Annotated in this window: 17 protein-coding genes and 1 other annotated feature; of the genes, 14 read left to right on the forward strand and 3 right to left on the reverse strand. The window is 35.0% G+C overall.

The features are described 5' to 3' along the window. Window positions 1–135: 135 nt before the first annotated feature. Complete coding sequence (serS, locus tag OL234_RS01390) at window positions 136–1,410, reverse strand: serine--tRNA ligase (RefSeq protein ID WP_275469386.1); 1,275 nt, start codon at window positions 1,408–1,410, stop codon at window positions 136–138. A 71-nt stretch (window positions 1,411–1,481) separates the two neighbouring features. Further along, window positions 1,482–1,713, reverse strand: a binding site (T-box leader). A 227-nt stretch (window positions 1,714–1,940) separates the two neighbouring features. Between serS and OL234_RS01395 the strand changes: the two genes are divergently transcribed. The 6 genes from OL234_RS01395 (at window position 1,941) to OL234_RS01420 (ending at window position 8,856) form a co-directional block, all read left to right on the forward strand. Then, window positions 1,941–2,594: a helix-turn-helix transcriptional regulator gene (locus tag OL234_RS01395; RefSeq protein WP_275469387.1), complete on the forward strand. Its 654-nt coding sequence runs from the start codon at window positions 1,941–1,943 to the stop codon at window positions 2,592–2,594. Window positions 2,595–2,858: 264 nt separating this feature from the next. Further along, entirely contained in the window at window positions 2,859–3,599 is a 741-nt protein-coding gene (truA, locus tag OL234_RS01400; protein WP_275469388.1) for a tRNA pseudouridine(38-40) synthase TruA, read from the forward strand. 423 nt (window positions 3,600–4,022) lie between these two features. Continuing rightward, on the forward strand, window positions 4,023–6,686 hold the full coding sequence (locus tag OL234_RS01405) for a lectin-like domain-containing protein (protein ID WP_275469389.1): 2,664 nt from the start codon (window positions 4,023–4,025) through the stop codon (window positions 6,684–6,686). Further along, a complete protein-coding gene (locus OL234_RS01410) occupies window positions 6,683–7,024 on the forward strand; it encodes a hypothetical protein (RefSeq protein WP_275469390.1) in 342 nt (113 codons plus the stop codon). The genes OL234_RS01405 and OL234_RS01410 overlap by 4 nt, the downstream gene beginning before the upstream one ends. A 23-nt stretch (window positions 7,025–7,047) precedes the next feature. Then, the gene (locus tag OL234_RS01415; protein ID WP_275469391.1) at window positions 7,048–7,770 is read left to right on the forward strand and encodes a WxL domain-containing protein; all 723 of its coding nucleotides are present in this window, start codon (window positions 7,048–7,050) and stop codon (window positions 7,768–7,770) included. A 60-nt stretch (window positions 7,771–7,830) separates the two neighbouring features. After that, window positions 7,831–8,856, forward strand: a complete 1,026-nt coding sequence (locus OL234_RS01420) for a WxLIP family cell surface protein (RefSeq protein WP_275469392.1) — start codon at window positions 7,831–7,833, stop codon at window positions 8,854–8,856. Window positions 8,857–8,872: 16 nt separating this feature from the next. On the opposite strand, the gene OL234_RS01425 is transcribed toward OL234_RS01420, so the two are convergent. After that, window positions 8,873–10,357: a helix-turn-helix domain-containing protein gene (locus OL234_RS01425; protein WP_275469393.1), complete on the reverse strand. Its 1,485-nt coding sequence runs from the start codon at window positions 10,355–10,357 to the stop codon at window positions 8,873–8,875. A 348-nt stretch (window positions 10,358–10,705) separates the two neighbouring features. On the opposite strand from OL234_RS01425, the gene OL234_RS01430 reads away from it, so the two are divergent. Next, complete coding sequence (locus OL234_RS01430) at window positions 10,706–12,160, forward strand: carbohydrate-binding protein (protein WP_275469394.1); 1,455 nt, start codon at window positions 10,706–10,708, stop codon at window positions 12,158–12,160. A 108-nt stretch (window positions 12,161–12,268) separates the two neighbouring features. Here the strand turns inward: OL234_RS01430 and OL234_RS01435 are convergent, their stop codons facing one another. Further along, window positions 12,269–13,765, reverse strand: a complete 1,497-nt coding sequence (locus OL234_RS01435; protein WP_275469395.1) for a helix-turn-helix domain-containing protein — start codon at window positions 13,763–13,765, stop codon at window positions 12,269–12,271. 459 nt (window positions 13,766–14,224) lie between these two features. On the opposite strand from OL234_RS01435, the gene OL234_RS01440 reads away from it, so the two are divergent. The 7 genes from OL234_RS01440 to OL234_RS01470 all read left to right on the forward strand — a co-directional run bounded on the left by OL234_RS01440 (window position 14,225) and on the right by OL234_RS01470 (window position 23,042). Then, window positions 14,225–14,422 carry a hypothetical protein gene (locus OL234_RS01440; RefSeq protein WP_275469396.1) on the forward strand — a complete coding sequence of 66 codons (198 nt, stop codon included), beginning with the start codon at window positions 14,225–14,227 and terminating at the stop codon, window positions 14,420–14,422. A 75-nt stretch (window positions 14,423–14,497) separates the two neighbouring features. Next, complete coding sequence (locus tag OL234_RS01445; protein ID WP_275469397.1) at window positions 14,498–18,694, forward strand: hypothetical protein; 4,197 nt, start codon at window positions 14,498–14,500, stop codon at window positions 18,692–18,694. Next, window positions 18,695–19,201 (forward strand): hypothetical protein, encoded by a 507-nt coding sequence (locus OL234_RS01450; RefSeq protein ID WP_275469398.1) that lies wholly within the window; start codon window positions 18,695–18,697, stop codon window positions 19,199–19,201. It begins immediately after the preceding gene. A gap of 15 nt (window positions 19,202–19,216) precedes the next feature. After that, window positions 19,217–20,047: a WxL domain-containing protein gene (locus OL234_RS01455; protein ID WP_275469399.1), complete on the forward strand. Its 831-nt coding sequence runs from the start codon at window positions 19,217–19,219 to the stop codon at window positions 20,045–20,047. A gap of 32 nt (window positions 20,048–20,079) precedes the next feature. After that, window positions 20,080–20,883 (forward strand): WxL domain-containing protein, encoded by an 804-nt coding sequence (locus OL234_RS01460; RefSeq protein ID WP_275469400.1) that lies wholly within the window; start codon window positions 20,080–20,082, stop codon window positions 20,881–20,883. 55 nt (window positions 20,884–20,938) lie between these two features. Then, window positions 20,939–21,964 (forward strand): WxLIP family cell surface protein, encoded by a 1,026-nt coding sequence (locus tag OL234_RS01465; RefSeq protein ID WP_275469401.1) that lies wholly within the window; start codon window positions 20,939–20,941, stop codon window positions 21,962–21,964. 220 nt (window positions 21,965–22,184) lie between these two features. Continuing rightward, on the forward strand, window positions 22,185–23,042 hold the full coding sequence (locus OL234_RS01470; protein ID WP_275469402.1) for a WxL domain-containing protein: 858 nt from the start codon (window positions 22,185–22,187) through the stop codon (window positions 23,040–23,042). Window positions 23,043–23,223: the final 181 nt, after the last annotated feature.

The raw sequence follows: 23,223 nt of genomic DNA on the forward strand, positions 1-23,223 counted from the left end.
TTAATGTTAAATAAAAAACACTTGAGTGTGGTTGTAAAACCCACCCAAGTGTTTTTTTATAAATTTAACCCCGTCGTCTTTCTAATTAATCAAGGAAAGGCGACGGGGTATTATATTTATTTAATGACGTCCTGCTTAAGCTTTGATCACTGTTTCGCCACCCATGTATGGACGAAGTGCTTCTGGAATGGTTACTGTGCCATCTTCATTTTGATAATTTTCAAGGATAGCGGCAACCGTACGTCCTACAGCTAATCCTGAACCATTTAGAGTATGTGCTAATTTAACTTTACCGTCTTGGTCACGGTAACGGATTTTTGCACGTCTTGCTTGGAAGTCAGTACAGTTTGAACATGAGCTGATTTCACGGTAAGTATTTTGAGCTGGCATCCAAACTTCAATATCATATGTTTTAGCTGCTGAGAAGCCCATATCACCTGTACATAGAGTGATAGTTCGGTAAGGTAGGTTCAAACGTTTTAAAATATCTTCTCCATCAAGGGTTAATTTTTCTAACTCATCATAAGAAGTATCTTCTGTCGCAAATTTAACCATTTCAACTTTGTGGAATTGGTGCAAACGAATTAATCCACGTGTGTCGCGACCAGCGCTTCCAGCTTCTGAACGGAAGCAAGGGCTTAGAGCTGTAAAGTAGATTGGTAACTCCGCTTCTTTTAAGATTTCGTTAGCATAGTAGTTAGTTAACGGTACTTCTGATGTTGGGATTAGCGTGTAATCTGAATCAGCTAATTGGAAAACATCTTCTTTGAATTTAGGGAATTGTCCCGTTCCGAACATTGATTGACTATTTACCATATAAGGTGTCAGCATTTCTTGGTAACCATGTTCATGGATGTGAGTATCTAACATAAAGTTATAAATAGCACGTTCCAATCTAGCACCAAGTTTTTTATAGTAAAGGAAGCGGCTACCAGTTACTTTAGCCCCTCGTTCAAAGTCTAAAATATCCAAAGCTTCTCCAATTTCCCAATGTGCTTTTGGTTCAAAATCAAAAGCAGTTGGTTCCATCCAGCGTCGTACTTCAACGTTGTCCTCTTCATCATCACCAAATGGTACTGTTTCATGAGGCAAGTTAGGTAGTGATACCATTAAGTCATCTAATTGTGTTTCGACCTCGTTTAATGCTTTTTCTAAGTCTTTAAGGGTTTCATTAATTTCTTTTGTTTTAGTAATGTTTTCAGTAATATCTTTATTTTCACGTTTTAATACAGCAGTTTCTTCTGAGAGAAGGTTACGTTGTTTCTTTTTCTCTTCAACTTGAGGAATTAAGTCGCGTCTTGTTTGATCTAGTTCTAAGAAATTTTCTAGACTTGATTTATCCACGCCTCGATTTTCTAGTAAGTTTGCTACGTCGTCAAAATTATTTCTCATTTTTTTAATATCTAACATAAGATGCCCATTCCTTTCATTCTTGTTTTTTATAATAAAAAAAACTCATCCACCCCAATAGAACACTGTTCTATTGGGGCGAATGAGTATCTCTATCTACATAATTCGCGGTACCACCCAGATTCAATGTGTCATAGTAAACAAACACACTGCACTTAATAAACTGTTTAACGCTAGTCAAGCGGAATAAATCATCTCTATTCTCTTTATCAGGGGTGGAATTCATCTCATTATTTTACTGATTTTCACTAGCCATCAGCTCTCTGAAAAAATAATAAAACTACTAGTCCCTAAGGAGTTTTTGTTATTTAATTTTTGTTCTTGACTGTATAGTACAACAGATAATTAAACATGTCAACTAATCTTAGTAAACGTTTTTATTAGTCATTTGTTTTTTTAAAGCCTAATATAGTAGAAATGATGTGACGCATTCAATTTTTTGATTTTAACGAACGTTTTAAAAACCGAGGAGCTTTTTTGAAAGGAATTTGGTATAATTAATTATTATAACCTTGATTAGGAGTGTAAAAATGAAAGATTCGATAATTTTTTCTTATTATAAACAATTAGTTCCTTTTATCCATGACATCCTCGGTGAGGACAGTGAAATTTTATTACATGATATTAGTTCGCCAGACAGTTCAATTGTGGCACTGTCAGGAAATTTAAGTAATCGTAAAATTGGTGGTCCTTTAACAGACATGGCATTAAAACAAATTAAGGATAAGCAATACCTAACAAGTAATTACAGTACTAACTATAAGTCGTACACGACGGATGGAAAACTTTGTCGATCTTCTAGTTATTTTATTAAAGATGAAAATGATACTTTTGTTGGGATGTTATGTATTAATGTTTTAGTCTCTAATCTAGTTGAAATGCGTGATACGTTGGACAAAATGATTAAGTTAGACAGTGTGATGGCAGTTAAACCGGAAGAAACGGAAGAACATGAAAAACTAGGCCAAAGTATCGAAGAATTAATGACATCCTTAATTGATAGTGTCTTAGATAGGTATGATGAAGAACATATTACGGAGTTGAAAATATCAGAAAAAGAAGCGATTATTACTGAATTAAGTGATAAGGGCGTCTTTTTATTAAAAGGTGGCGTAGCAGGGGTAGCTAAACGATTAGAGATGTCTGAACCAAGTGTTTACCGTTATATGTCTAAAGTAAAATAAGAAATTATTATTATTTTATTTATTGGTAAGTAAGTCAAGTAAAAATAAATATGTATAAAAAAACAGGGTTATTGGATTAGAATAAGTTATTTTAGAAAAATAGTAGGTATTAAGGCTTTTTTTAAAATAAAAGATAAAATGGAAGATTAATACTTGGTTATAGGCTCGATAGTCATGTGTGCAGATCACACCTTTGTTATTTTTTATCTAGAAGAATTAGATAGAAAGATGAGTAAAAATTTTTAAGAGCTGAGAGGAAGTACAATGAAAAATATAAAATTAACCATTGAATATGATGGTAAGCGCTATTTAGGTTGGCAACGTTTGGGAGATTCAGAGAAGACTATTCAAGGTAAAATCGAGGGCGTCTTGAGTCAAATGACCGGTGAAACGATTGAAATTATAGGCTCAGGTCGAACAGATGCCGGGACCCATGCTAAGGGACAAGTTGCTAATTTTAAAACAGCTACCACTCTGTCACCGGATCAAATTCTAACTTGTTTAAACCATCAATTGCCACAAGATATTATTATTAAGCAAGTCGAATTAGTACCAGAACGTTTCCATGCGAGATACAATGCAACGGGTAAACAATATAGTTATTACGTTTGGAATACGGCTATTCCCTCAGCATTTAAACGTCAGTATAGTTTTCATTATACAGAGCAATTAGATGATGAAAAAATGACACAAGCGTGTCAAAAATTGATGGGAGAGCATGATTTTATTGGTTTTTCATCTCTTAAAAAAAGTAAGAAATCGACGGTAAGAAAATTAGAATCAATCTCGATACATCGTGAAGGAGAGTTGGTACAGTTTCAGTTTGTCGGAAATGGTTTTCTCTATAATATGGTTCGAATTTTAATGGGGACTATTTTGGATATTGGGTCAGGAAAGATGTCTTTAGATCAGATAGATGACATTTTTGAAAAAAAAATCCGGCAAGATGCAGGGATGACCTTACCTGCTCAAGCCTTGTTTTTAGATGAAGTTTATTACAATTAAAGAAATAACCAAAAAAGAATGAGGATTCCCCTCATTCTTTTTTTATACTTTTTTGTATAAAAAATAGAAAATCAGTGTAAAAAGTGGCAATCGTAACAGCAATCACACTTTGCAAAGATAAAGAACCAAAGTAATACCTATAAAGAGAAAATTAGGGCATCATAACTGAATAAATTGCTATTTAATAACGATAAATATCGACAATAATTATGTTTATTTGTAATTAGAGTATTATACAAATAGTATGATTCGTGATATTTTTTAAATTAATGTTATTTAATTTAATTTTAAAGGGATGAACCGATTACTCGTGAATACCCTTATGAGAAGGAAATTCGGATTATTTAAATGAAATAAGCAAGATTATCATCATCCATCTAGTAATGAGGGGAAGAGATAAAACTGAAAAAGTTTATCGTACTTATGTCGTCATTGTTATGTTTGAATACAGCTACGCTAAGTTTTGTGGAAGCAGACGCTAAGACTGAAATGAGTAGATATGAGAAAAATAACAAAACTAAAGAAGAATTAGAAGCCGAGGAAGAGACTGGAAGTGAAGTAGCAGAATTAGGAACTGAGGAAGAGGCTGAAAGTGAAGCAGAAGAATCAGGAACTGAGGAAGAGGCTGAAAGTGAAGCAGAAGAATCAGGAACTGAGGAAGCGACTGAAAGTGAAGTAGAGGAATCCGAAACTGAGGAAGAGGCTGAAAGTGAAGCAGAAGAATCAGGAACTGAGGAAGAGGCTGAAAGTGAAGTAGAAGAATCCGAAACTGAGGAAGAGGCTGAAAGTGAAGCAGAAGAATCCGAAACTGAGGAAGAGGCTGAAAGTGAAGCAGAAGAATCCGAAACTGAGGAAGAGGCTGAAAGTGAAGCAGAAGAATCCGAAACTGAGGAAGAGGCTGAAAGTGAAGCAGCAGAATCAGGAACTGAGGAAGAGGCTGAAAGTGAAGCAGAAGAATCCGAAACTGAGGAAGAGGCTGAAAGTGAAGTAGAGGAATCAGGAACTGAGGAAGAGGCTGAAAGTGAAGCAGCAGAATCCGAAACAACTGAAATAAAAAAAGAAGAAAAAAGGGTACAGGAAGCACCTACTCAAAAAAAAGTAGATAAGAAAGAACTGCAAAAACGACAAGAAAGTTTCAATACACGCTCGGAAACGGAAGTACCACCACTACCCAAAGGACTGTATACCTTACCTTTATCCGAGGTTTTTGCTGATCCTGTTGGGGATGGCTTTCCAGGTGTTTCAGAAGACGGAAAAATTCTGAATATTTCGGATGCTCCGAATCAGTCAGGTGCTATATGGTCTAAAAATGAAATTTCTTTGAAAAAAAGTTTTGAAACAGAAGCCTATCTTTATTTTGGAAATCAAGGAACTAGTGCTGCAGATGGTATTACTTTTACCTTGTTATCTTCTAAGATAGATGGCTCAAAAGGCCAAAAAACTTTAGGACTTAAAGGACAAGGTTTGGGAATCTACGGTAATAAAGTAGAGGGCGCGGCAACTATTGAAATGGATACGTTCTATAATAGTGGAGAAAGTGACGGTGGCGTATCAGGTTCCCCTTCAGGAGATGAAGCCAAAGACCATATAGCTTTTACTCAGCCAACGTCTGTTTACATGCAAGGAGACTGGTCTGATCCTAAACAATATCCGGTTAAACATATGGAAACAAAATTTGTTGGAAGTTCATTGTCAGATGGCGAATGGAAAAAATTTAGTGTTAAGTGGGAAAGAATTGCTGGTAAACAAGTTAAAGGTAATCTGAGTTATACCTTGACTTGGTTGGATCCTGAGACAGGCAAAGGTTATAAAGAAATAACTGATAGTAGTTTGTTAAAAATTGGGCTAATGGAAGGGTCGTTGGCAGCGACGCCAAAAACAGATGTTTATTGGGGATTCACAGGATCAACTGGAGGAAATGGTGCCAAAAATGCAGTGGCAATGTCACGTTTACCAGAGTCACCTGAAGTAGCTCAAACAATTGAAATAAAAGATAAAGATGGCAACCTAATTGAGGGCGATCAACCTGTACCAGCTGGAACGGATCTAGAAGTTAGTGTGACGAATAAAGCTGAAAGTGGTGACATGTCTTGGAAAAATATCGTAACAACTATTGATTATTCAGACTTTGGCGAGGCTTTAACTTTCATTGAAGGCCCGGAAGGAAAAGAAGCAACTGTTTCTGATGATAAGAAAAGTGTCAGTTTTTCAGCGACTGATTCGGTTGACATTGGGGATAGTGAAACGTTGACATTCAAAATGAAGGCAGTAGCTGGGACCGAAAGTAAGCGACAGCTAAGAGCTAATGCTATTGGGGAAAATGGCTTGGCTGAATGTAGTGACGAATTTCAAATTGAAAAAGTTGCTGCAGAACCGATTACGATTCAATATGTTTATGATAAAACTAATGATCAAGAATTATTACCAAATATGTCATCGCAAACCTTTACTCCTGAAGAAGGACAAACGGAATTGAAAGTAACCACTAACTTGACGGGTAAACATTTTAGTTATCGTGGCAATAGTTTAAAGGATCAAGCAGTTAATGAGGAAGACGAGTTAGTTATTCCTTTTACAGAGAAAGAGCAGACTGTTTACATCAGATATGATGGTCAGACTTGGTTGGAAAGTGTTAAGGGAGACTTGGCATTTAAAGGTAAACTGCAACCAGCTAAACAAGTCTTAGCGCCACAGGATAGTCAAATTGATCTAGTGGTGAAAAGTACGGCCTATCAACCTAATTGGCAGTTAATTGCCAAAGTGAGCGAGTTTAAAGGGCCGACGCTCCTCCCTAGTAAAGGACTAGTATTATTAGTAAATGGTAAAGAAATAAGGCAAGAAGCAACTCCTATATTATCGGAGTATCTGATGAGTCAAGAGGAACATTTTGTCATTGGGGAGACTCAAACAAAAGAAAATAATCAGTTACTGAAAAGTGAATTATTAGTAGCTCCCCATAGTTATCGTTGGGCTAAAAAGCTCTTAAATTATGACACGACTATCACGTGGACGGTGTCTGATACCTCTCTTGAAACACCATCAGATAATAGCCAAGCACTTCCTCTTAAAGGAGGCGAGACGGCATGAAAAATTGGCTGACTATTTTGTTAAGAATGGTGGTTGTCTTGGTTATTGGAAGTTATATGACGTGGCCTGTTGTGGCTGAGGAGTATGATAGTCAAGTGGAAAGTCAGGCAGGTGTCAGTTTTCTGCCTGCTCCGGAACGTCCCCTTTACCCAGAACTATCAGAAAATCTGGCAGAAGATAAGGACGATCTAACTGAAAAAGAAACGTGGAAGCAAGAAATGCCTCAAAATTTACCACAAACAGGAGAGAAAACTAGCATACCAAGTGGCGTTTTCTTGCTAACAAGTGTGTGGTTAGTTAGCTATATTAGAAGGAAACTTCTTGATTATAAATTATAAAAACATTTAAAGGAGAAATTAATATGTCTAAATTTGTAACAGGGTTATTAGTATCAGTTATCACAGTAGGAGGTATGTCAGCAGGAGTAGTTGTTAATGCAGCTGAAGTGAGCGACAAGAATGATTCAAAAGGAAGTGTGGCTTTTGAAGCAGGTAAATTAGAATTTGTAACACCACAAGACCTTGATGGGGAAGGTAATTTAGTTAATAAGGCTGATAAATCAGTACCAGATTTTCGTTTTGAAAAACAAAAGGTTGGACAAGGTAAAAATGATATTCCATTGATTAAAGAAAGTGCTGCGATTGCTTTTGCAGGCTTAACAGATTTTTCAGGTAATGGAGCAGGTTGGACTGTTAAATTACAAGCAACCGATTTTTCAACTAAAAATGGCTCAGCAACACCTGGTTATCCAGAAACGAAAGCAGTTTCTCCTTCACTAACAGGTCTAGTGATTAATATTGAAAATACAGTTAAAGATATCTTTGCCTCAGATGGTTCTAAGACAGATGCTAAAGGTGTTCCAGCTGCTGTTAATGCTAATGGCGATGCTGCTGTAACAATTGCTGAAGCGCCAACAGAGGGTGAAAGCCAATTTTTATTCGATTTAAGTAAAACAACACTGGATATTCCAGCTAAAGATGCTCGTAAAGCACAAGCAACAGTTGATTATACGTCTAATTTAACTTGGACAGTAGAAGCAAATGTTGAAAGTAATGGTCAAACAGCTGCTTTACCAAGTAAATAAAACATAAAAATAAGAGCTTAGGCTCTTATTTTTATTAACGAAAAGAAAAGAGGGGTCTTTATGACTAGAAGAATGGTAGGGATGATTTTGGGAGTAGTAATTTTAGTTATGATCCCTTTAACTGCCCACGCCAATGACTTTACAATTAGTGTCAAACCAGTCATTCCTAGTAATCAGCAAGGGGATGTTAAAGGTTATTTTAATGTCCAAATGAAGGAATCAGAAAAAAAAGAATATGAGATTCAGGTAACTAATAAAGGAGATAAAGATAAGGTCGTAGACGTAACGGCTCTTAATGCAGGCACAGCTACTGATGGTAAGATAGATTATACTAATGCTAAGCCAAAATTATCGGAAGAAATACCTAATCGATTTACTGATTTGGTCACTGTACCAAAAAAATTGAAAGTGCCAGCTAAGGGTGTTGAATCTTTAAAATTTTGGGTAGAGATGCCTAAAAAAGCTCAACCAGGTATTATTTTGGGTAGTATTTTTATTTTAGATACAGGAGATGGTGAGCCAAATCAAGCAGATAAAAGTGGGATGTCAATTCACAATCAGATGGGCTATCCTGTTCAAATGATGGTGTCAATGACCAATGAACAAGTGAAAGCAGAACTTGTTTTAGATAAGGTCGAACTAGGCACACATAGTGGACACCCATCTTTAGAAATTCCGTTAGAAAACACAAAGCCGAATATCATCCCGGATATCACTGTGACAACCGAAATTAGTAAAAAGGGCTCGAAACAAGTCTTAGTGACAGATAAGAAATCGAATAATACGCTAGCTCCTTATTCGATATTTCCTCATCGTGTTCAATTGACAGATAAGAAAGTTAAATCAGGAACATATCTAGCACATATCATAGCAGAATCGGAATTTGGAAAATGGGAGTGGAATCAGGAGTTTAAGATCACTACCCAAGTAGCCCAAGAGCTTAATGAGGGGGCTGTTCAGAAGAAGCTACCAAGTTGGCTTTATTGGCTAATAGCAGTCGGTATTTTAGTCTTATTAATTATTGGTTACCTAATTTATAAAGTTAAGAAGTTGTCTCAGGCAACTAAAATTGCTGACGAAAAATAAAAGCAAGGGAGCCACATTAGAGTGGTTCCCTTGCTTTTTGTAATTTTTGAGTATAGATTTTTGTAAGTTTGACCATCAAGTCTTCCATAGCAGTAATCGAATTGGTATCAACGAAGATAAATCCTGACTTGTCTTTAGGCGTTTCGATAAAAAAATCAGTAATAATAATATCCGCATGGTTAATATTATCTAAATAGCAGATAATATCTTTAGAAAAGAGTTGTTCCAATCGTTTTTTTAAGTATAATTCAAAAGAAATTTGGTATTTAAAATCAATAAACAAGTTGAGGGTAGTTGCTTTTGTTTCACGTAAGGCTGTATAGATGCCACTAGTAAAAAGTGAGTGGTTTTGAACGAAAATCAGTTTATTTTTATCACTAACAAAAGGGATTCGAAGCGAAAGATTTTGTTTAATTTTGTTTAATTCAGGTTGGTCAGAAATATAGAAGCCATGTACACGATCAGTCTGAAGGGTAAAGAGATCAGTAAAATTATAGTCGAGCAATCTTAAATATAGAAAAGACATAATACTTTGATAAACATAATGATAATAATCATCACTATCAAGTTGAATTTTAGGGAAAAGTTCAGTTCTAATAAAATCTAATAGATTTAAAGCGTCTTTAGTAATACTATTTGAAACCTTTAAAAATAATTTGGCTAGGGCGATCCGATCATCTAAGCTATCTATCTTAGGACAGAGTATTCGCGTTAATAAATTGAGAAAAAGAAGCTCTGTATCGGAATAAGGATGTCCTTCAGCTTTAATAACATTTTTATAAGAGGTTAAAATAAGTAACAACTCATTGACTTCACTGTCAGTAATATCAATCTTAGAATCGGAAAGTGGCTGATCAAGTATTGTTTGGGCAACGTAAGCCAATCGATTAGTTTGCAGCGTATTTAAATGAGATAAATGCGTTGACTCGTAATAATAATCACCTTTAGTCACTTCAAGTAGGACATCATGAGTGGGATCAAATCGCCATAGTGCCAATTTCAATCCGATTATAAACACCACGACATTTAGCTCAGGTCCCTCTAGAGACAGCATTTTTTGGCGTTGAGTTAGGGAAACTGAAGTACGCCACATATATTGATTGATTTCTTTTATTAATTTATTGAGGTAACTGTAAGAAATATGCAATTCATTTAATATCATCTCGACTTCTAAGGGATTTTGATAAGAGAGCATCAAAAGAATTTTAAAGGTTGTGGATTGATTGATGTAAAATTTTAAGGTCGCCATGAAGACATTATGATTAGACTGATTAGTTGGATTAACTAAGGTTAAATGATAACCATCAGATACTAACTCGAGCTTTTCGTCAAAAAATAAGGTTAAATCGTGATTCAAATTGTTGAGATAGCGATTGAATGAGCTTTTAGAAATAGTTAATTGTTCTTGAATGTCTGGAACTGTTTTTTTTTTATTTGAAAGAGCCGATCCCAAGACGACAATTTGATTGTATTCATTTTTTTTTACTAATAAATCTAACATACGCTAGCTCCTTTATTAAGTTTTATAGGCTTATTTATTATAGGCTAAGAAAACTATTAATGCAAAGAAGGTGGGACTGTTATTAAAAAAAGTAAGACAACAGTTAGCAATGTTTGGTTATCTGGCTTTTAGCAATTGCTATTAGTTAAAAGGATTGCTGTTATTTTTTTGTAAAAAGTTACTGGCTCTAAAAAAAAAGAGCAGGCAAGAAAATAAAGTAGTTGTAAATATCTTGATAGTTAATTTCAAAAAAATTCAAGTATAATAATCTCATATTTGTAAAGCCAGTGGCGTTTTGTAAAAAAAACAAAACACAGGACAATAAACAATAATGGGGGAGAGATTATTATGAAAAGAAGTACTCTATTTTTATCAGCTGTGTTATTTTCAACAGTTTTATTATCTGAAGGAGGGCAAGCGGCTGAAGTAGGCGGAGACGTTTCAGAAGCGACTAGCGCTATGACGGTTAAAAAACCAGATAAGTCTATTGTCATTCCGAATACGAAGACAGATCGTATCACCAATTTAACAACGCAAGGCAAGGAGTTACATGCAGGTGATGTCATCGAATTTGAGAGCAGTTTTAAAGTAGATTATAATTTACCAGGCATCAATACACAAAATTTTTCACATGCTGCACATGAATTTATGTGGGGGACACAAGGTATTGGTAAAATGAAATACGTACCAGGTAGCCTTGAAATGCGTACAGAAGGTGGGATGCAAATTGGGAGTGATTGGAAAAAATATAAATCAGTCTCAGATGACCATGTGACGACAGAAGATCAAGGCATTAAACTTTTTGATTTAGGGAGTGTAGGTGGTTCACAAACGAGACATTATCGTTTTAGAGTAGAATTACTTGAAGGTGTAAAAAATCTAGCGGTGACTGCCACAGATATTATTAAACGTGATGAAATTAAGTATCCTGATTTTAACGAAGATTCAACGACTGTGACTGAAAACTTAACGATTAGTGACTACAAGTCAGTTATCAGTCCAGATAAATCAGGTGAACAATTGAAAAATTTAACTTCACCAGGCCAACCTATTGAAAAAGGTGATATTTTTGAATATGAAAGCAGTTTTGCATTCCGTAAGTTAGAAGGTTCTAAGGAAACAACAAATGGCTTTATTCATAGTCAACATGAATTGAATTGGGGTGAAAAAGGCAGTGGGGTTGTTGAATACGTCCCAAATACATTTGAAACTCGTATTACAGGTGGTATGATGGTAGGCGATGAGTGGAAACAATATCGTGCTGTAGACGATTCACATATTACCTTAAATGATGATAGCTTATTAGTTAAGGATGTGAACAATAAGTATCATCCTAGTCTTATTCAATCTAGTCAAAACCGTCATTATCGTTTCCAAATGAAAGCTTTAAAACCAATTGATAAATTAACGTTAACGGCAACTGACACTGTGGAACGAGATGCTTCAAAATATATTGGTCACTTAAAAGATAGTGTCTCAATAGAAACTGATTTAAAAATTAATAAAAGCAAAAGAGATATTCAGCCTGAGTGGCAGTCAGATAAAGTCTATAATGAGGGCGATTTAGTCTCATATAAGGGACATACTTACAAAGCTAAATGGTGGACAAAAGGCGATAAACCTAATGCAAGTGATGCTTGGGAACAAATTGAAGTAGAAGGTGAACAGCCAGCAGAATGGTCTGGGTTAAAAGCTTACCAATTAGGTGATAAAGTAACATATAAAGGACATATCTATGAAGCTAATTATTGGAGTAAAGGATCAACGCCTGACGGAAATCCTGCTTGGAAATTAATTAAGTAACATTTAAAAAATAAGGTGACCCTCTTAAGAGGGTCACCTTATTTTTATTACGGGTGATTGTTAATCCTATAAGTAAAAAAGCAAGTGAGAAAATATCACTTGCTTTTTTTAGGCTTCAGTAGCCATAATTTTGTGGTTAAATGTTTTGGTGATCATAGCCAACAGGTTATCTAGAGATTGGCTAGAATTAGTATCCACGAAAGTAAATAATTTTGTATCCTGTGGGACCTTGATAATATGGTCCGTCACAATAATATCTGTTTTATCTGAATTATGAGTGAAAATGAGGGCTGATTCAGAAAAGATATCACGTAAACGATTTTGTAAAAAATATTCGAAGGATAGACGGTACATAAAATCAAAGCTAATGGTGACAGAGGTATAACGGTAGCTACGGATTGCAGTATAAGTCGAATCGATGAATAAGGCACGATTTGAAATAATTGCTACTTTGTTAACGGTATTAATGTCAGAAAAATTATTAGGATTATTAAAATACGTGACTAATTCATTATAAACAGGTTGGTCTTTAGCAGCTAAGTCAAAGATATGGGCATGTTTAAGTTTAAAGAGGATTTTAAAGTCAGATCCAAATAATCTAGCATAAATAAGGTGAAGATGAGCAATATAGATAAATTCAAAATATTCATTTGAATTCAAGTCCATATTATCAATAAAACGCTCAATAATAGTATTAACAAAAGTCACAACATCTTTAGAAAAATTTGTTCGTGATTTAGCGAGTTTCATTCCAATTTGACGTTTAGTAGCAGGTGTTTCCAGTTGAGAAGACATCACTCGTGGTAGTAAGTTAGAAAAAAGGCGCATATCTTGTGAATAATTAGGAATATCTGGTGTATCGACAATCAAATCAGAAAGTGAGGTAATTGTTTCGAGTGCTTCTTTTATTTCAGGATCCATAATTTTAATATTAGTGAGATGTTCACTTCTTTTTTTGAAAATATGATGAAGTTCATTCATACGTGAGAGTTGAATGCTATTGAGATCAGAAAGGGTATGGTCTCTGACTAAATCAATCAAGTCAGGAAATTGATGCTTGCAAATACAAGGTAGCGTTTCAATTTTATTAAAATATTGGCGAATTAAAAATTCTAAAAATAAAATATGCGTCTCTGGCCCTGAAAAAAAGATTTGTTTGTTACGTTGAATAATTTGGACCTCGCATATTGTAAAATATTCATTAATCGATTTGATTATTTTGTTGAAATAACTTTGAGAAATATTTAAGGAGTCGATGAGAGTATCGGTTGCTTGTTTATTTCTAAATAATAAGGCTTTGAGCGTTTGATAAACCGTGGACTCATTTAAAAATTTTGATAGTATTTGGTTAAATAAGGTGTAAATAGGCAAGTCATTGGGATTATTTAAACAAATAGTATCCCCTTTAATCGTAACAAACACAGATTTTGAGGTATCAAACTCTTGAATATCTGTATTAATATTTCGAATATAGCGAGTTAGGGTAAAAGAGGTTAAATCCAGTTTTTTTTCAAGAATATCTTTAGGTAAGGTGCATTCGCTAATTGCTGAACCTAGGATTACTATCTGGTTATACTCATTTTTTTTTATTAGTAAATCTAACATTGTCAATCTCCTTTAGTAATAAATTCGTTGGTGAATTTATTTTAGTGTTCATTAAATGATTATATTGTTAAATAAAGATTATTTTTTATCTTAAAAAGAGTCGGTAAAATCAAAATAGTGTAATAAAAGTTTGTGAAGTATTGTTTTTATATAAAAACAATAAAGACTTATCCTGACTATTTTTTTTAAAAAAAGAATAAACACAATAAAAATGAGATAAAAGTCTTTATTTCTGGGATTTCTATTTTAAATAGTTGGTTAAATAAAAAAAGGGTTGACTAGAACAGGATCAAAGTAAGTTATTTGAGAAAAACGAAAATGAAATATATCTCCAAAATTGTTTTTACAAAAGCAAATTAAAATAAGAAATGTTACTTAAATAAAAATATAATAAAGTAGTGCTCTAAAAAGTAAATAAAATGCACAGAATTTGGTAAAAAAGACAGGAGTAAAGTAAATATGAATGAGCAATATTTTTCTGATTACATGTCATTTGATATTGTATTTAAATCTAAAATAGGCAATATAACGCGTAAAATGATTTTTCCTATCTCTTATACGGAAGAAGATGTGCGGGTTGAACTGGAAAAAAAGCAACCAGAATTAATGATAGAAGATATATTTGAAGCTGAATATGTTTTGCAATTGAAAGCGTAACTATTAGAAGTTTGAGGTGTATTTATTAGAAATAAAATAAAAAAGTTATCAAGATGTTTAGTTAGGAGGAAATGTATGATGAAAAAAACTATTATTTTGGCAGTATCTATCTTAGGCTTAAATGCACTATTACCGACGGCGATAGAAGTACAAGCCATCACTACTACAGAAAAAACTAAAGAAGTCAGAGATAGTTATAGTGATATGTTGAAAAGACTTGACTTGTTGGAAAAGAAGCCATTTTCCAAATCAGATGATTTGCCTGATTTGAGGAACAAAATAGAAGCGATTATTGAAGGCAAGGAATTAGTGGGAGATACAGAGGGGATCTCTTTAGTTGATTTAGATGAGATTGAAACTAATAAAGAGCAGCACAAGCAATTACTCGCCCAACTTGAAACTATGGAAGAAGCCAAAGCTGAAGAAGAAGCCAAAGCTGAAGAAGAAGCCAAAGCCGAAGAAGAAGCCAAAGCCGAAGAAGAAGCCAAAGCCGAAGAAGAAGCCAAAGCCAAAGAAGAAGCCAAAGCCGAAGAAGAAGCCAAAGCCGAAGAAGAAGCGAAAGCCAAAGAAGAAGCGAAAGCCGAAGAAGAAGCGAAAGCCGAAGAAGAAGCGAAAGCCGAAGAAGAAGCGAAAGCCGAAGAAGAAGCGAAAGCCAAAGAAGAAGCGAAAGCCAAAGAAGAAGCCAAAGCTGAAGAAGAAGCGAAAGCCAAAGAAGAAGCGAAAGCCGAAGAAGAAGCGAAAGCCAAAGAAGAAGCTAAAGCCGAAGAAGAAGCTAAAGCCGAAGAAGAAGCGAAAGCCGAAGAAGAAGCGAAAGCCAAAGAAGAAGCCAAAGCCAAAGAAGAAGCGAAAGCCAAAGAAGAAGCCAAAGCCAAAGAAGAAGCGAAAGCCAAAGAAGAAGGTAAAACCGAAGGGAAAGATAGGGAAAATTATTCTCAACCAGTTACTGATCCTAAAGAATTAGAGTTAAAAGAAGGTGAAGAGCGCACTTATGAAACAGGTGATTGGCGTGTCTATATTAAAAAAGATATTAAAGCTCTAGTTGGGACTAAACTTGCTGAAGAGGAACAATCAATTGATGGCGATTACGTAGATAGCAAGTTAATCTTGACAAGAATCTATAATACAAAGACAAAGAGAATGCATCGAACTGCTGAAGCGCACCTTCATAATCCTTTTGACAGAGAAGACACTTACAATGATGCTTCAAGTTATGTAAGTACTAAGTTAAATTCAACGGTTCCAGAAGTCCAAACAGTCTCATTTAGGATAGTCATGTGGGAGGATTTAACTAGACTAGATACTATAATAGTCCCTGATGTAGATATTACTTTTGTATTACCAGATAATTATTATGGGATAGGTGAACTGACTCCTAATGGGGAACAAAAGACGCCTGTTTATATTTTTTATGGCGATAGGTCCACACAGGTTAGCAACCCTTCTCGATTAATATATGCACCAGTTGTTCGAACTGAAAATAAAATTTTGCCTCACAAATTATCAGAGGTGGGAGGTTATGATTTTATGTTTGATTTTAAAAGTATACTACCTGAGAATCCTCCTGCTGCTGAAAATCACCTAATTGATCGCAATTTCCAAGAAAAATCAAACTATCGGGTTACGAATAATCCTTACTTTTTTAAAAGTCAAATAAATACAAATGAAAAGGGTAAGGAGCTTTTATCAAGAGAAGATTACTTTAATGTTGAGTCTCTCAATGACCAAATGAATAAGCTTGTCGTACATAATAAGTTAAACGCATCTCATATGAGGACGTTAATAAGATTAAAAGCTGGTGGTAAAAATATTAGTCATAATGGTAAGTATATGAAAAAATTAAATTCAGATGATTCAGAATCTTCTGCTGACGAGGTGAGTTATCGTCAAAATACTCAGTATTTCTTACTATCTAATGTTGGGAGATCTAGTAATAACTTAGTGCACTTGCCTTTATCACGATTTATTGCTGATCCAATAGAGCCTGGAGTAAAAGGTCTGGATACTGACGATGGTGAAAATATTCAAACAATTGATTTATCTAAAGAAGATGAGATGTATTTGGCGGGAGGTAAAGAAAAAATTATAAAGAGTATTAAAGATCATGTACAACTTAAGGCGACTGAGTTAGTCGAGGAGCTTCATGATGAGTGGAATGCCTCTAATAAAGCGACAACACCTGATCCTAAATATATAATTGACTTAAAGGGTGATATCAAAATTGATATTTCCAATCAAGAGTATGAAAAAATTATGGGAAAAAAAGAAGCAACATTTAATGCTAAAGTGTCATATACTTTTAATACGAAGCAAATCCAAAAACTAAGAACCTATAAAATAGACACCCCAATTAACATTAAACTACCTGATAAAACTAGACCAGTTGAATATAAATTGGCTAAGGATACTTTTTATGTTGGGTTTCAAATTAATGATATTAAACCGACTGATCTATTTGAAAAGGGAAAATTTAAGGTAGACAATCAAGAATGGACTGATTTGAAATTAAAATCGAATAGTGATGAAAAGAGTTGGGATGAAAAATCACTGTATAAAACATCCGCGAGAAATGGGGAGGATACTTTTATTACTGTGACGGGTAAACATCCTTCAGTACCAGGTGATGATACCTCGAAGTTAGTCGAGGAGTCGATAACATTTGATGTGAAAGTTAAGTTTGTTATTAAAGAAGGCAGTATTGTAATTACTGATCAAATATTAGGTCAGGCTGGACCAAGAGCTAAAGCGAAATTAGTGATCACTCCAGTTAAAGCAGATGCTGAACATTACAAAATACGGGTTGGTTATGGCGATAAGCACAAAAGTCAGTCCTTAGTTCCGGATGAACCTGGCAATCCTTATGAATCAGCTAATGGTTCAGACTTTCTCTTACATCTAGATACTTATTTACCTGCAACCCTTAATTTGGCTAACACTAAGGGTAATACAAGTTTTAAAAATACAGTAGTTGATAGCCTACCAGTTGAAGGTGCGTACAATATACCATACAAAAAAATACGTTCTATTAGAGAGGTATTAATTAAAACTTACGGGGGGACGGGTGAGGGAATTAGGACTATACACCGAGATAAAATTTTTCAATTATCTACACCTAATATGCAGCAGGTGCAAGTAAATAATCCAAATGGTAGTGAAAAGAAGTCATGGTACTCATTAAATTCGATTGATAAGTATCCTCCACTTAGCAACGATGAAGAAGAAAATGAACAATTATTAAGAAAAAAATTTGAGCCTCAAAGACTATCAACGTATGAGTATAATTTTAAAACTGAAAGTTTCATTCCATTTTTTATCAACGCAGTGGGAGATACAGAACTTTTTAGTAGGAGCAAGGATGTTCCAGATAAAAACTATAGATATGTAGGAACTCTACCGGGTTTAAAAATACCTAGGGTTGAACTGGATACGATAGTAGCTGAAAAAGCAGACATTCCTTTGCAGGAGTTACAGGATAAAATAAACCTCCTAGCAGTTCCAGCTTGGGAAAAGTCATTTGATATTATGTACAATGGACTTGATCGAGAAGAGTACGGGATAAGAATTAACACCCCAGGTGTAGTAGACGCTAACCTCGCGCTTCTGGCTTACAGAGCTGATCATCCAAGTTTTTATGATATGTGGGAAAATCAGAGCCTTTCGCAGAAAAACACTCGTATGATAAAGAGTGAATGGCCTATTGGTACGCTTAGTTTGAGCGTTAAATTTAAATCTAAAACAGCTCTTCATATGGATAAGGAAGGATTTGAGTTTGGGAACATAACGTTTAGGACCGAAGCTAGAGATATTCCTTTAGCTCAGGATAGAAACTTAACATTTACAGATGTCCGACCTTATAACAGTAAAGTAGACGAAAGTAAATTATATCCTGAAATCGATGAAAAATTAGGTATGAGTGTTACCATGTCAGGTTTTTATGAGTCAACTGAAGAAGGCCCACGAAAAATTGATAATCACTTAGGTATTAACTTTAAAGACAAAACAGGTAATGTGATTCGTTTGACCCCTGAGGAAAAAACCGGAAATTTAATCTATCCAGTCAAAGGTTACAAATACGGTCGTAAAAAAGCAAACCTGACTTTTACAGGCAAGGAAGTCAAAAATGATAAAAGTTATCAAATGTTTCTAAGTGTCCCAGCTAATAGTAATCAAGAATTAAAAGCTGTAAGTTATACAACCGATTTAACATTTAATACTCCAACAGGAGATGTTATTACTAATACCGATATGGGTACTCCTCAAAAGGTAGGTGCTTAGATGAAACAATTTATTTTAAAAAGCGGCTTAGTGTTGCTAAGTTTAGGCGTATTTCAAGGAACTCTTGCATCAGCTGAGGCAATTTCTCCGACAGAAGTGATTTCTGAAGCGAGTGTCTCATTTGACTGGACCGATTATAAACCATTACCGGGAACGCCGGAAGAAACTGAAAAGCCTCAAGAGTGTCCACCACCTAAAGATCAAGAGGGGGATAGTTGTCCTAATGAAGGCAATGATAGCTCTAGTTGCCCCCCTTTATGTAGTGGCGGAGTAGCGTGTCAAGGGAATGAGTTAGGTAGTGGTCAACTATCAGCTAACAATGAGGAGAAACCTCAATTAGGTGGTGGGTGGCAACCAGTTTCAACCGAATACCCAACTAATAATCAGAAACAGTTCATTGGTAACTTACCCCAAACCGGTGAGACCAATGAGTGTACTAATATAGGCGTATTATTAACGATGATCGCCAGTAGTATGGTTTATATTAGATATAAATTTAAAAACTAATTGGAGGAATATAATATGAAAAAAACAATTTTAGCAACCGTTTTATTATCAAGTTTAGTCTTAGGGGCATCTGTGTCGTCAGCAGCTCAAAGTGAAGAGCCAGGGGCACTTGATACAAAGGGAACAATAACATTTAAAGAAGCTGACAATGGGGGAAAACCACCGGTTATTGTTGATCCAGAAAATCCAGGTGAAGGAGAAGAAAAACCTGGAGAAGGTGGAGAAGAAGTTAAACCACCGGTTATTATTGATCCAGAAAATCCAGGAGAACCAGGAGAAGGGGGTCAAACTAATCCTAATAAAGGTCCTTTAAAACTAGAATTTGCCCCTAACTTTAACTTTGGAAAAGTTCAAATTGCTGCCTCAGAAAAAGAATATTCAGCGAGAAAACTTAATAACCCAAATAATAATAATAAAGAGATGAATTTATACGCTCAGTTAGTTGATTCACGTGATGCCTCATCTAAGGGTTGGATATTAAATTTAAAAGCCAGTGAGTTTGTAGAAACAGGTGATTTTGAAGAAGGCGCAGAGCGTAAACAGTTAGCTGATGGTGCATCATTAGTTTTTGCACAACCAACTATTAACAGTGGTTTTGAGAATAAAACAGAAACATTTGCTGAGGGCGATCAAAAGGTAGGAATAGGAGCTGATGGAGTGGACATTGCTAATTCAGAGGTTAAGGGTCGCTCAACCGTTGTCTTTAGTAAAGGTGTTAAATTAGTAGTGCCAACAGCTGTGGCACAATCAGCTTATAAAGATACAACGTACCAATCAGATTTAACGTGGACATTGTCATCAGGTTCAGCTAGCAAAGTAGCAATGGGGACACCTGCAACTAAGTAATAACAACTATAAAAAAAAGAGGAGTTAATTTTATGAAAAAGACACTTATTTCAACAATTTTATTATCAACATTAGTTCTGGGAGGCGCACAAGCTTTTGCTGCAGATTCAGCGACTAACGTAGGATCAAAAGGAACGATTGGTTTTACAGATGGTGGAGTTGATCCAGAAAATCCAGAAGAGCCAAAAGAACCAGAGATTACTGACCCAAATAACCCAGGCGAACCAGGTGAAAAACCAGGAGATAAACCAGGGGGAACAGAAAATCCAAATCAAGGAAGTTTGAAAGTAGAGTATGTCCCTAACTTCCAATTTAATACCCAAAAAGTATCGAAAAAAACAGAAAGATACTCAGCAACACCAGCAAATTATGACAAAGAGGAAGAAAAATTATCTAAACCATTATTTGCCCAAGTATCTGATTTACGTGTGAAAGAAGCTGATGCTTTAACACCATGGACCTTAACGTTAGCAGCAAGTCCATTTGATAATGAGTTAGCTGAAGGTAGCACAATTGAATTAAATGATGTGTCATTAATTTCAGCTAATGATGAATCAACTAAATTAACTGAGCAAATTAAAGTGCCAACAACTGGCGAAGCGACAACTCTTGTTGAAGAGGGAGCGAGTGGTTTATCAGTTGTGAGATTTGGGGAAGCTAAAGAGATGAAGACAGATGATGAGGTTAAGGCTTATAAAGGCGTTCAATTAGTTGTGCCAAGTAAAGTATCACTATCAGCTACTAAAGGGGTAGAATATACAACTTCACTGACATGGAACTTGACTGCAGGAGATATTGATGAAGCCTCTCAAGGGACACCTGAACTTGAAGCATAATTAAGATAAAAAAAGGCGGAAGCCTTTTTTTATTACGAAAAGGAGAAAGAAATAAATGAAAAAATTTATGATAAAATGTGCGATTGTCTTAGCTAGTTTGACCGCTGGTAGTGTAAGTGTTTTAGCCGATGAAATGACTTTCCAAGTCGACACAGTGGCACCAGAAAAGCAGATGGGTGAAAATAGCGGTATTTATAACTTGCGTTTAGAGCCAGGAGAAAAGACAACAGTTGAAGTGAAGGTTAGTAACAGTGCTGACGAAAATCGTACGATTCAGGTGACACCAACTGATAGTAAAACATTGTCAAGTGGTAGTATTGACTATACGCCTTCGGATAAAACAAAAGATAAAAAAGAATATAAATTTGAGTCGCTTGCTAAGACTGATAAATTAGTTGAATTTAAAGCGCATGAAACTAAAAATATTCCTGTAGAAATAACGATGCCAGCTAAAGAGTTTAAAGGAGTTATTTTAGGCGGTTTATATTTGCAAGAAGCAGCTGATTCAGCTAAGTCTAAAAGTGATAAGGCTGAAGGAATGACGATTAATAATAAATATGCTTTTACAGTCCCAGTCATGTTGTCTAATAATGATGAAGCAGGTAAAGCGGAATTAAAATTAAATTCAGTTAAAGCGGATAATGTCTCAGGTTATAACAAAGTCGTGGCTGAAATTGAAAGTACACAAAAAAATATTTTAAAAGAAGCAACGATTGAGGGGAAAGTAACCCGTAAAGGTGAAAAAGAAGTGTTACATGAACATAAACTAGAGAATGTCTCATTTGCACCAGAAAGTAAAATGAATTTTGGGATTGATTGGACAAAAGATAGCTTTAAACCAGGGACGTACGTCACAGCAATTAAAGTAACATCACCTTATGGTAATTGGGATTGGACGAAAGAGTTTACCATTGCAGATAAAGAATCAAAAAAAATGAATGAAAAAGCAGTGGATATTGAACCTGAAAAACCTAATTATTTAATGTATGGCATTTTTGGGCTGTTACTTATTGTTGTTTTATTATTAATTTATTTGATTGTTTCTAAGCGTAAAAAAGAAGCTAAAGAGAAAAATGATTAGATTTAAAAATAACAAGATTAGTAGGCAGTCAATCTCCATTTTTTTAAATTCGTTGAGCAAATTAGTATGAGAAATATTTTTTAAACCCAGATATAATAGTAAATGTCATTAGTTAATTATGATAATAGGTTGATGCTATCAGTTTTTAAATAACATGATAAAACAACTAACATCACTTAATAGTCTAAATAAATATAACCAATTAGGAGGAGCAAATATTATGAAAAAAACACTTATTTCAAGTATTTTATTATCAACTTTAGTTCTAGGAGGCGCTCAAGCTTTTGCTGCAGATACAGATACAGCAACTAACCTAACAACCGAAGGTAGCATTCAATTTGAAGCTGGTGGTACAACGGATCCTGAAAATCCAGGAGAAGAGCCGAAAGAGCCAGAAATTACTGACCCAAATAAACCAAATCCAGATCCAGACCCAGAGGAAAAACCAGAAAAACCAGGTGATAAACCAGGTGGTACGATCAATCCAAACCAAGGGGAACTAAAATTAGAGTTTGCTCCTAATTTCCAATTTGATAAACAAAAAGTATCAAATGAAACAGTTACTTATAGTGCTGTTCCAACGACTTACGGAGAAGAAGGTCAAGAAACTTACAAACCTTTATTTGCTCAAGTAAGTGATCTGCGTATCCCATCTCTTGACGAAATGACATTAAGTAAATGGTCATTAACACTTTCTGCAACAGCTTTTAAAGGATATGATGGCGAAGGGAAAGAAGTGGCTGATTTAGCTGCAGGTTCTAAAATTCAATTGAATGACATCATGCTTGTCAATTCAAAGAATACCGAAACGACTGATAAAGAATCAAAAACTTTAGAATTAACAGGGGCTGATGCCGCTCAAACAATTGCTAAAGATGGTAAACAAGGTTTGTCAGTGATTCGTTTTGGCGAATCGCAAGAAATGACGGATAAAGCTGAATATAAAGGGGTTCAATTAGTAGTACCAGGTAAAGTATCACAATCATCAATCCAAGGTGTCACATATAAAACAGCGTTAACTTGGAATTTAAATGCTGGTGATGTGTCAACTGAAGAAGTTGGAACACCGTCAGTATAATAATTAACAAAGCAATCAAGGCTCAGAAAGTCCAGGGATAACCTGTCTTCTTTCTGAGTTTTTTTGTTTCTGTTCCAATAAGTGGTTATTTGATAGGCGGTATTTAGTGAATAGTCTTTTTCATTTAAAGAGTTAGTGATATGATAAGTAAGAAAGCTCTTTAAAGAGTTAAGTAGTGGCA

The organism is Vagococcus intermedius (assembly GCF_029144185.1).
Lineage (GTDB): Bacteria > Bacillota > Bacilli > Lactobacillales > Vagococcaceae > Vagococcus_D > Vagococcus_D intermedius.

Bases quoted from the DNA above. Each gene is read 5' to 3' on its own strand.
- serS (WP_275469386.1), bottom strand. From the start codon at position 1,410: ATGTTAGATATTAAAAAAATGAGAAATAATTTTGACGACGTAGCAAAC.
- OL234_RS01395 (WP_275469387.1), top strand. From the start codon at position 1,941: ATGAAAGATTCGATAATTTTTTCTTATTATAAACAATTAGTTCCTTTT.
- truA (WP_275469388.1), top strand. From the start codon at position 2,859: ATGAAAAATATAAAATTAACCATTGAATATGATGGTAAGCGCTATTTA.
- OL234_RS01405 (WP_275469389.1), top strand. From the start codon at position 4,023: ATGTCGTCATTGTTATGTTTGAATACAGCTACGCTAAGTTTTGTGGAA.
- OL234_RS01410 (WP_275469390.1), top strand. From the start codon at position 6,683: ATGAAAAATTGGCTGACTATTTTGTTAAGAATGGTGGTTGTCTTGGTT.
- OL234_RS01415 (WP_275469391.1), top strand. From the start codon at position 7,048: ATGTCTAAATTTGTAACAGGGTTATTAGTATCAGTTATCACAGTAGGA.
- OL234_RS01420 (WP_275469392.1), top strand. From the start codon at position 7,831: ATGACTAGAAGAATGGTAGGGATGATTTTGGGAGTAGTAATTTTAGTT.
- OL234_RS01425 (WP_275469393.1), bottom strand. From the start codon at position 10,357: ATGTTAGATTTATTAGTAAAAAAAAATGAATACAATCAAATTGTCGTC.
- OL234_RS01430 (WP_275469394.1), top strand. From the start codon at position 10,706: ATGAAAAGAAGTACTCTATTTTTATCAGCTGTGTTATTTTCAACAGTT.
- OL234_RS01435 (WP_275469395.1), bottom strand. From the start codon at position 13,765: ATGTTAGATTTACTAATAAAAAAAAATGAGTATAACCAGATAGTAATC.
- OL234_RS01440 (WP_275469396.1), top strand. From the start codon at position 14,225: ATGAATGAGCAATATTTTTCTGATTACATGTCATTTGATATTGTATTT.
- OL234_RS01445 (WP_275469397.1), top strand. From the start codon at position 14,498: ATGATGAAAAAAACTATTATTTTGGCAGTATCTATCTTAGGCTTAAAT.
- OL234_RS01450 (WP_275469398.1), top strand. From the start codon at position 18,695: ATGAAACAATTTATTTTAAAAAGCGGCTTAGTGTTGCTAAGTTTAGGC.
- OL234_RS01455 (WP_275469399.1), top strand. From the start codon at position 19,217: ATGAAAAAAACAATTTTAGCAACCGTTTTATTATCAAGTTTAGTCTTA.
- OL234_RS01460 (WP_275469400.1), top strand. From the start codon at position 20,080: ATGAAAAAGACACTTATTTCAACAATTTTATTATCAACATTAGTTCTG.
- OL234_RS01465 (WP_275469401.1), top strand. From the start codon at position 20,939: ATGAAAAAATTTATGATAAAATGTGCGATTGTCTTAGCTAGTTTGACC.
- OL234_RS01470 (WP_275469402.1), top strand. From the start codon at position 22,185: ATGAAAAAAACACTTATTTCAAGTATTTTATTATCAACTTTAGTTCTA.